This is a genomic window from Tunicatimonas sp. (assembly GCF_049647865.1).
Taxonomy (GTDB): Bacteria; Bacteroidota; Bacteroidia; order Cytophagales; family Cyclobacteriaceae; genus Tunicatimonas.
In genome coordinates this window covers 1-1,594 of record NZ_JBARYM010000192.1, presented here as the reverse complement: position 1 = coordinate 1,594, position 1,594 = coordinate 1, and the positions used below count along the sequence as shown (strand labels likewise).

1 protein-coding gene is annotated in these 1,594 nt (G+C 43.3%); it reads left to right on the top strand.

The features are described from left to right. Positions 1 to 305 precede the first annotated feature (305 nt). The coding region (locus WBA23_RS05855) for a polysaccharide lyase family 8 super-sandwich domain-containing protein (protein ID WP_424581316.1) at positions 306 to 1,594 on the top strand (1,289 nt) is incomplete at its 3' end.

Genomic DNA, 1,594 nt, shown 5'->3' with positions numbered 1-1,594 from the left:
GGGCATATCGGGGCTGCAACCGAATGCATAGATTGCGAGAAGTAGAAAGTTGAGCGGTCGAGATCGCATGAAAATATATGATAAGGTGTTGTGTGGAAAATTAAAAAATTGTTCAATTAGTTTCATTTCTTATATTCTGATCAAACTAATGCCGATTCATTTGATCATTTTGGTAACTCAGACGAACTAATGAGTATTATAAATATAGTGAATTCCACCTAAAATAACGTTAGCGTATATCGTCCTACGGTTTATTAATTTGCTCTTGTAGGGATAATCCTATTACATTAAGCCTAACCTATCTCATGAAAATAGCTACTACTTTTTCAATCTATGTCAGCCTAGTTTTACTGGTACTATCACTTCAGGTAACTGCTCAATCTGATCCGGATGAAATTTCTATTTTGAAGCAACGATTAGTAGACGATGCTTTAGTAGAGAAGGGGTTTCTGAGTCGGACGGGTCGGTACTTAGCATCTAACTTTGACCAGGCTTCTTATCATCTTAATAACCTTCAAACGGATGGTAGCTGGTCGGATGTTGATTATCAAGATCAAGACAATAACTGGGACCCTCTTCGGGCCCTCAACCGTATTTTGATCCTTACTTACGCCTACAGTCAGCCTTCTGAAGAACTGTACCGTAGTAACGAAGCACTAGCTGGAATAGAGCGAGCTTTATCGTACTGGTACCAGATAAATCCGACCTGTAAGAATTGGTACAAAAATGAGATCGGCAAACAGTTCTACCTCAATATAATCGCGCTTCTTCTTCAGGGTGAAATAGCCGATGATTTACTGCAACGCATGATTAGTGATTTGACTCCTGAACCTCGTATGACCGGATCGAACCGGACGTTGTTATCCATTTCTGTATTGTACCGGGGAGTGTTGGAAAGAAACCCGGAGCGGATTGCTGACGGAGTAGCCGGGGTAATGCAACAAGTACAAGTTACGGATGATGAGGGAATACAAGCTGATTATAGTTTTCATCAGCATGGCCCATTTTTGTACAACGGCGGCTACGGCAGTAACTTTTTGCGGGAAACCATTTGGTTAGCATCCATTGTTGAGGGCACCCAATTTGCCTTCACTGATTCTCACCTAAAAATACTGAGAGAGTACTATCTACAGGGAACACGATGGATGATTTTCCGCAATGTGTTTGACTACAATGTGCGAGGCAGGCAGGTTGGCCGTTCCGGTGGTTTTATCCCGAGAGCCGAACTGATCATTCCTCAACTGGAAAACTTTATTGAAGCTGATCCGGCGCACGCGGAATTATACGAATTGTCAAAACAGCGCATTGTAAGCAAACAGCCGCAAACGATCGCGGGAAACAAGCACTTCTGGCGTTCCGACTACACAGTCCATCAGCGAGGTAGCTACTTTACTTCGTTGAAAATGTGCTCAGAGCGCACCGTAGGTATGGAAATGGACGTAAATACCGAAAATCTCTACGGCTACTACTTACCCTTTGGATTAACCTACATTTACCGCACCGGAGAAGAGTACATCAATGTTTTTCCGGTATGGGATTGGGCTTGCTTACCTGGAGTAACCAGTCCGCACTACGCATTTAGCAGCAGCGGACG